This is a genomic window from Amycolatopsis sp. NPDC003861 (assembly GCF_053605405.1).
This window is the reverse complement of the sequence record NZ_JBSGJD010000370.1, coordinates 1-6,862: the sequence shown is the minus strand read 5'-3', so window position 1 is coordinate 6,862 and position 6,862 is coordinate 1. Positions and strand designations below refer to the sequence as shown.

The following is a 6,862-nucleotide window of genomic DNA, read 5'->3' as shown; positions in this document are numbered from 1 at the left end:
CTTCGCAAACTCAGTCCTACCAGCGGCCCCACGCCTCATCTCACGGCAACACGCACCCCACCCAGCCCTACTGAGAAAACCTCATTGGGGCGCTTGGGGCGGCCCGGTCGGGGCAGCGGGCGTTGCGGTCGCCGGAACTGTCGGACCCCGGCGTTACGCTCTGCCCATGCCCGACGCCGACACTGTCACCACCGACACCCCAGCCTCCGCCGTCGCCACCGAGGTGCGGCGGCGGCCCGCGCTGTCGCCGTCGAGGGCCAGCGACTTCAAGCAGTGCCCGCTGCTCTACCGGTTCCGCGCGGTCGACCGGCTGCCGGAGGTCCCGACCAAGGCCCAGCTGCGCGGCACGCTCGTCCACTCCGTCCTGGAGCGGCTGTTCGCCCTCCCGGCCGCCGAGCGCGTCCCCGCCCAGGCCCGCGAGCTGCTCGGGCCGGCGTGGACGGACCTGTCCGCGGACCGTCCGGAGTGGACCGAGCTGTTCGACGGCGAAAAACCCGACGAACACGCGGAATGGCTGCAGTCGGCCGAAAAGCTCCTCGACGCCTACTTCGAACTCGAAGACCCGCGCCGCCTCGAACCGGAGGCCTGCGAGCTGCACGTCGAGATCGAGCTCGGCTCCGGCGTGCTGCTGCGCGGCTACATCGATCGGCTCGACGTCGCGCCCACCGGCGAGATCCGGGTCGTCGACTACAAGACCGGGGCCGCGCCGCGCGAGATCGGCGAGGCGAAGGCGATGTTCCAGATGAAGTTCTACGCCGTGGTGCTGTGGCGGCTGCGCGGGATCGTCCCGCGCCAGCTGAAGCTCATGTACCTCACCGACGGCCAATCGCTCGCCTACACCCCCGACGAGGCCGAGCTGCTGCGCTTCGAGCGCACCCTCGAAGCGATCTGGCAGGCCATCCTGAAGGCGGGCAAGACCGGCGACTTCCGGGCGAACAAGAGCAAGCTGTGCCACTGGTGCGACCACCAGGCGCACTGCCCCGAGTACGGCGGCACCCCACCCGAATATCCCGGCTGGCCGGAGCCCGACGCGGGCGACGAGACGCCCCTGGACCGGGCCGACTGATGGCCGACGCCTTCTACGCCCCGCTCGGCGACGGCCGGTTCTCCGCGACCGGGCACACGGCCGGCCCGTGGACGCCGGACGCCCAGCACTTCGGCCCGCCGTCGGCGTTGCTCGTCCGCGCCCTCGAAAACGTCGAATCCGCGCACCCGGCCGAACTCGCGCGGGTGACCGTCGAGATTCTCGGGCCGGCGCCGGTCGCCGAGCTCACCGTGCGGGCCCGGATCGAGCGGCCCGGCCGGTCGGTCGAGTTGCTGCAAGCCGAGCTGGCGAGCGCCCAACGGGTCGTGGCGCGGGCCTCGGCGTGGCGCATCGCGACGTCGGACACCGCAGAAGTCGCCACCGACGCCGGCCCGCGGCTGCCCACGCCCGGCAGCGTCGCGGAGTCGCCGTGGCCGGACGGCTGGCAGGGCGGCTACCTCGACGCGGTCGAGTGGCGCGCGGTGCGGGGCGGCATGGACGTCCCGGGCCCGGCGGCCGTGTGGGCGCGCCAGCGCGTCCCGCTGGTCGACGGCGAGGAGCCGAGCGGCCTGCAGCGGCTGTTCGCCGTCGCCGACTCCGGCAACGGCGTGTCCAACTACCTCGACCCGCGGAAGTGGTGGTTCATCAACTCCGAACTCACCATGCACCTGCGGCGGACACCGTCCGGCGAGTGGATCGGCCTCGACGCAGTGACGCTGGTGGGCCACCACGGCATCGGCACCGCGACGAGCATCCTGCACGACGAAGGCGGCCCGGTGGCCACCGGCGCGCAGGCGCTGATGGTCCGGCCGCGACAGGCCGGGGGCGGATAGCCACCCACAACGGGCCCGCATCCAATAACCTTCGCGGAACGACCGACTTGAGGAGCGCTCCGGCATGCAGATCACCTCGGTGGTCAACCAGAAAGGCGGGGTCGGGAAGACCTCTCTGAGCGTCGGCACCGCGGCCGCACTGGCCGAGCGGGGCCGCCGGGTGCTCCTGGTCGACCTCGACCCGCAGGGCCACGCGACGACCGAGATGCTCGGGCTGTCCGAGGTGGCCGCGGACCAGCCGAGCCTGGCGAAGGCGCTGGCCAAGACGTGGAAGGGCCCGATCGAGGAACTCGTCGTGCCGCACCCGCGCAGCAACCTCGGCCGCGGCGGCGCGCTCGACGTCGTGCCGACGTCACCGGGGATGTTCGACCTGATCCGGCGGCTCGACTCGTTCCGCGTCCCCGGCTGGCAGCTCGCGCGGGTCATCCAGTTCGCCAACTACGACCACTGCGTCATCGACTGCCCGCCGGCGCTGGACGTGCTGACGAACAACGCGCTGGCGGCCTCGCACGGCATCCTCGTGCCGGTCCAGCCGGACAAGACGAGCATCCGCGCGCTGCGGCTGCTGGCCGACCAGGTCCGCTACGTCGAGCAGACCGTCGGGCGGCAGCCGCTTTCGTGGTTCGGCCTGGTCCCGAGCCTGTACCGGCGGCCGATCTCGCACTACGCGGCCGCGGCGCTGCAGGAGATGTACGACTTCGGCATCCCGATGCTGTCGCACCTGCCGCTGGGCGTGGTGATGAACGAGGCGGCCGCGCACGGCGTCCCGGTGACGACGTACGCACCGGAGACGTTGCAGGCGCTGTCCTTCCGCGAGATCGCCGAGACGCTCGACAGCTACCTGGAGGAGAACGCGGCCCCGGCGGTGGTCCCGGCCGACGAGGAGTTCGTCTTCGAGGACTTCATCTCCGAGGTGGCGGTGGCGCGCAACGTCAACGACAACGGCGCCCGCAAGGGCCTCTACGACCTGCTGCCCAAGAAACCCAACCGTCCCCGGTCGTGAGTGGTAAGGCGGGTTCTAACCCGCTGCTTGAGTTCAGGACATCGTGCACAGTTGATGTTTCAGCACATCGTGGACACTGACCGGCCTGTCAGCATGGTCACCAGAGCTTCTCTGGTGACCATGCCGCGATGGGCAGAGCAGGGTTTTCGATGGATCCTGAGTTCGTCGCCGCCATCGCGCGAGCAGCAGCGGGCGAGAAGGTCAACATCGCGCGGTTCTGCCGCGAACACGATGTCTCCCGCAGCGTGTTCCACAAGTACCTGGCCCGCTTCCGCGACGAAGGCAGCGACGGGTTCACCCGCCGCAGCACCGCACCACACCATCACCCGACCGCCCTCGGGGCACCGGTCACCGAGGCGGTGCTGCGGACCCGCAAAGAACTCGGCGAGCAGGGCCTGGACAACGGCCCGATCTCCATCCGCTGGCGGCTGGAAGACACCCACCAGCCACCGATACCGTCCCAGTCCTCGATCTACCGGATCCTGCGCGACCACGGCCAGATCACTCCCCAGCCACGCAAGAAACCGCGGACCCGGCGCCGGTTCGAATACGCCGACCCCAACGGCTGCTGGCAGATCGACGGCATGCAACACCACTTGGCCGACGGCACCAAGGTCTGCATCATCCAGATCCTCGATGATCACTCCCGTCTCGACGTCGGCACCTACGCCGCGGACAGTGAGAACACCACCGCCACCTGGGCTGCCCTGCAGCAAGCCTTCGCCGGTTACGGCCTGCCCGTGCGGCTGCTGTCGGACAACGGGCTGGCCTTCACCGGCAAACACCGCGGCCGGATGGTCGAACTCGAACGCCACCTCGCCGGACTCGGCATCACCAGCATCGCCTCGACTCCACGCCATCCGCAGACCTGCGGCAAGAACGAACGCCTCCACCAGACCCTGCGGACCTGGCTCGCCGCCCGGCCGCCCGCCGACACCCTCGCCCAACTGCAGGAACTGCTCGATGAATACCGGCAGGTCTATAACCATCGCCGTCACCAAAGCCTGGGCGGTGACACACCCCAGCAGCGCTATGACGCCCGCCCGAAAGCCGTCCATCCCACGGGGCCTCACCGGCCCAGCGGCCTGACCACCCGGCCGGTCTCGGCCACCGGCGTGATCGCCTTCTCCGGCTGCTCCATCGTCCTCGGACGGACCTGGGCCGGGCGCACCGCCAGCGTCTACTGGCAAGGCGACCGCGTCACCATCATGATCGGCGACACGGTCGCCCGCCAACTCACACTAGACCGATCGATACGCTACCAACGCCTCACCGACCAGTAACTGTCCACGATGTCGTGAATCAGATCTGTCCACGAAGTCCTGAAACATGACAGCGGGTTCTAACCCGCCTTACCACTCACGACGGGTGCGGGTCAGAGGCGGCAGGAGCGGATGTCGGAGGCCAGGATCGCCTTCGCGCCGACCTCGGCCAGCTCGTCCATGATCAGGTTGACCTTCTTGCGCGACACCATCGCCCGCACGGCCACCCAGTCTTCGTCGGCCAGCGGCGCCACCGTCGGCGACTCCAGGCCCGGCGTGATCGCGATCGCGCGCTCGACCAGCGTCCGCGGGCAGTCGTAGTCGAGCATCATGTACTGCTGCGCGAACACGACCCCGCGCAGGCGCGCGGCCAGCTGCGACTTCGCCTTGCTCTCCCCGGTGCCCCGGCGCTGCAGCAGCACCGCTTCCGAGACGCAGATCGGGTCGCCGAAGGCCACCAGGTTGTTCTGCCGCAGCGAGCGCCCGGACTCGACGACGTCCGCGATCGCGTCCGCCACGCCGAGCTGGATCGAGATTTCGACCGCACCGTCGAGGCGGATCACCTCGGCCTCGACGCCGTGGCGGGCGAGGTCGTCGCGGACCAGCCGCGGGTAGGACGTGGCCAGCCGCTTGCCGTGCAGGTCCGCCGGCTTCCACTCGCGGCCGGCCGGGGCCGCGTAGCGGAACGTCGAACCGCCGAAGCCCAGCGCCTGGATCTCCTCGACCGGGGCGCCGGAGTCGAGCGCGAGGTCGCGGCCGGTGATGCCGAGGTCGAGCTCGCCGGAGCCGACGTAGATGGCGATGTCCTTGGGACGCAGGAAGAAGAACTCGACCTCGTTGACCGGGTCGAGCACGGTCAGGTCGCGCTGCTCATGCCGCTTGCGGTAGCCCGCCTCGCCGAGCATCTCCGTCGCCGCGGCGGCGAGGGCTCCCTTGTTCGGCACGGCAACACGCAGCATTTCGCTCTTCTCCTCGTTCTTCGAGTTCTTCGGGGACCACCCGTCACAGGTAGCGGTAGACGTCCTCGGTCGACAGGCCGCGGCCGAGCATCAGCACCTGCACCCGGTACAGCAGCTGCGAGATCTCCTCGGCGAGCCGCTCGTCGGACTCGTGCTCGGCGGCGATCCACACCTCGCCGGCTTCCTCGAGCACCTTCTTGCCCTGGGCGTGCACCCCGGCATCGAGGGCGACGACGGTGCCGGACCCGTCGGGACGGGTACGCGCGCGCTCGGCAAGCTCCGCGAACAGCTCATCGAAGGTCTTCACGATGCGGAATCCTTCCATCCCGCACCCCGCGGCGCCGCCCCGCCCCGCCCCGGATGCAGCCCATCTCACACGGCCGTGGACACCGGCTCCCACGGGCTGGGATCAGCTCACGAAAGGGTGGCCACCCTCGGCCCGGCAGCGGGCTGGGCCGGGCTCGGGCGCCCGGGCAGCAATCCCGCGCACCGCACCGGATCGCCGCGTCGACGCGGCCGCGGGACTTCCGCACCCGCCTGCCGCGCTTCCCCGCCGCAGGAGTTCCCCCGCGACCGCCGAACCTCCGCACCCGCCGCCGGGCACGGCCCGCGCCGCCGCAGGCCTCAGTTCCCGGGCCGGAGCACGCCGGGGCCCGCCGGGTTCGCGGCCGAGCCTCAGAAGAGCGCGCCCTGCTCGAAGTCCAGGAGGTACCGCTTGCGCTCGAGGCCGCCGCCGTAGCCGGTGAGCGAGCCGGTGGAACCGACCACGCGGTGGCACGGGACGATGATGCCGATCGGGTTCTTCCCGTTGGCCAGCCCGACCGCGCGGGACGCGGCCGGGTTGCCGAGCCGGTCGGCGAGCTGGCCGTAGGAGATCGTGGTGCCGTACGGGATCTTGCGCAGCTGGGCCCAGACCGACTGCTGGAACGGCGTGCCCACGAACGTCAGCGGGACGTCGAACTCGTGGCGCTGCCCGGCGAAGTACTCCTTCAGCTCGGTCTCGGCGCGGTCGAAGATCCCGGCGCCGGGGTCGTGGGTGCCGAAGGTCAGCTCGTCCGGGCGGTGGCGCTGGTCGACCATGTAGAGGCCGCAGAGCGCCGCGCCCTCAGCGACCAGCGTCAACGGGCCGCAGGGGCTGTCGACGACGGCGTGGGTGCGCATCTTTTCTCCTGTCGGTTTCATGCCGCGGGCATCCGGTTGATCGCGTGGTCGCCGGTGGCCCACAGGTGCTGGGTGGCGTAGGCGCGCCAGGGGCGCCACGCCGCGGAGCGGGCGACGACGGCCGCCTGGCCGCCGAGGCCGAGGGTCTCCGCCGCGTACTTGATGCCGAGGTCGGTGGGGAGGAACGCGTCCGGGTCGCCGAGCGCGCGCATCGCGATGGTCTCGACCGTCCACGGCCCGAAGCCGGGCAACGCGCTCAGCGCGGCCCGCCCGGCCTCCCAGTCGCTGCCCGCGCTGAGGTCCAGTCCGTCCGTCAACGCCTCGACCAGCCCGAGCAGCGTGCGACGGCGGCTGCGGGGCATGGCCAGCGTCTCGGGGTCCAGCGAAGCCAGCGCCGCCGGGGACGGGAACAGGTGCGTCAGGCCGCCTTCGGGGTCGTCGACCGGTTCGCCGTGCGCGACGACGAGCCGGGCCGCGTGGGTGCGGGCGGCCGCTGTCGACACCTGCTGGCCGAGCACCGCCCGCACGGCGAACTCGGCGCCGTCCACGGCGCGCGGGACCCGGCGGCCGGGCGCGGCCGCGACCAGCGGGGCGAGCAGCTCGCCACCGACCCGCTGCTC

The 6,862-nt window shown here is 71.2% G+C and carries 8 protein-coding genes; 4 read left to right on the top strand and 4 right to left on the bottom strand.

Going from position 1 to position 6,862, the window contains the following annotated elements; all coding sequences use genetic code 11:
- Positions 1–166 precede the first annotated feature (166 nt).
- From ACWEVN_RS45105 to ACWEVN_RS45090, 4 genes are all read left to right on the top strand, one after another.
- Complete coding sequence (locus ACWEVN_RS45105; RefSeq protein WP_452055368.1) at positions 167–1,066, top strand: RecB family exonuclease; 900 nt, start codon at positions 167–169, stop codon at positions 1,064–1,066.
- Positions 1,066–1,857 (top strand): thioesterase family protein, encoded by a 792-nt coding sequence (locus ACWEVN_RS45100; protein ID WP_452055367.1) that lies wholly within the window; start codon positions 1,066–1,068, stop codon positions 1,855–1,857. Before ACWEVN_RS45105 ends, ACWEVN_RS45100 begins: the two co-directional genes overlap by 1 nt.
- Before the next feature lie 64 nt (positions 1,858–1,921).
- Entirely contained in the window at positions 1,922–2,860 is a 939-nt protein-coding gene (locus ACWEVN_RS45095) for a ParA family protein (protein ID WP_449681667.1), read from the top strand.
- 149 nt (positions 2,861–3,009) lie between these two features.
- Complete coding sequence (locus ACWEVN_RS45090; protein WP_452055366.1) at positions 3,010–4,143, top strand: IS481 family transposase; 1,134 nt, start codon at positions 3,010–3,012, stop codon at positions 4,141–4,143.
- A gap of 92 nt (positions 4,144–4,235) precedes the next feature.
- On the opposite strand, the gene hisG is transcribed toward ACWEVN_RS45090, so the two are convergent.
- From hisG to ACWEVN_RS45070, 4 genes are all read right to left on the bottom strand, one after another.
- On the bottom strand, positions 4,236–5,081 hold the full coding sequence (hisG, locus tag ACWEVN_RS45085) for an ATP phosphoribosyltransferase (protein WP_449681668.1): 846 nt from the start codon (positions 5,079–5,081) through the stop codon (positions 4,236–4,238).
- A gap of 43 nt (positions 5,082–5,124) precedes the next feature.
- On the bottom strand, positions 5,125–5,388 hold the full coding sequence (locus ACWEVN_RS45080; RefSeq protein ID WP_013226745.1) for a phosphoribosyl-ATP diphosphatase: 264 nt from the start codon (positions 5,386–5,388) through the stop codon (positions 5,125–5,127).
- 368 nt (positions 5,389–5,756) lie between these two features.
- The gene (locus tag ACWEVN_RS45075; protein WP_449681669.1) at positions 5,757–6,242 is read right to left on the bottom strand and encodes a methylated-DNA--[protein]-cysteine S-methyltransferase; all 486 of its coding nucleotides are present in this window, start codon (positions 6,240–6,242) and stop codon (positions 5,757–5,759) included.
- Between the two features lie 17 nt (positions 6,243–6,259).
- A partial coding sequence (locus ACWEVN_RS45070; RefSeq protein WP_452055365.1) for a DNA-3-methyladenine glycosylase family protein occupies positions 6,260–6,862 on the bottom strand: 603 nt, incomplete at its 5' end.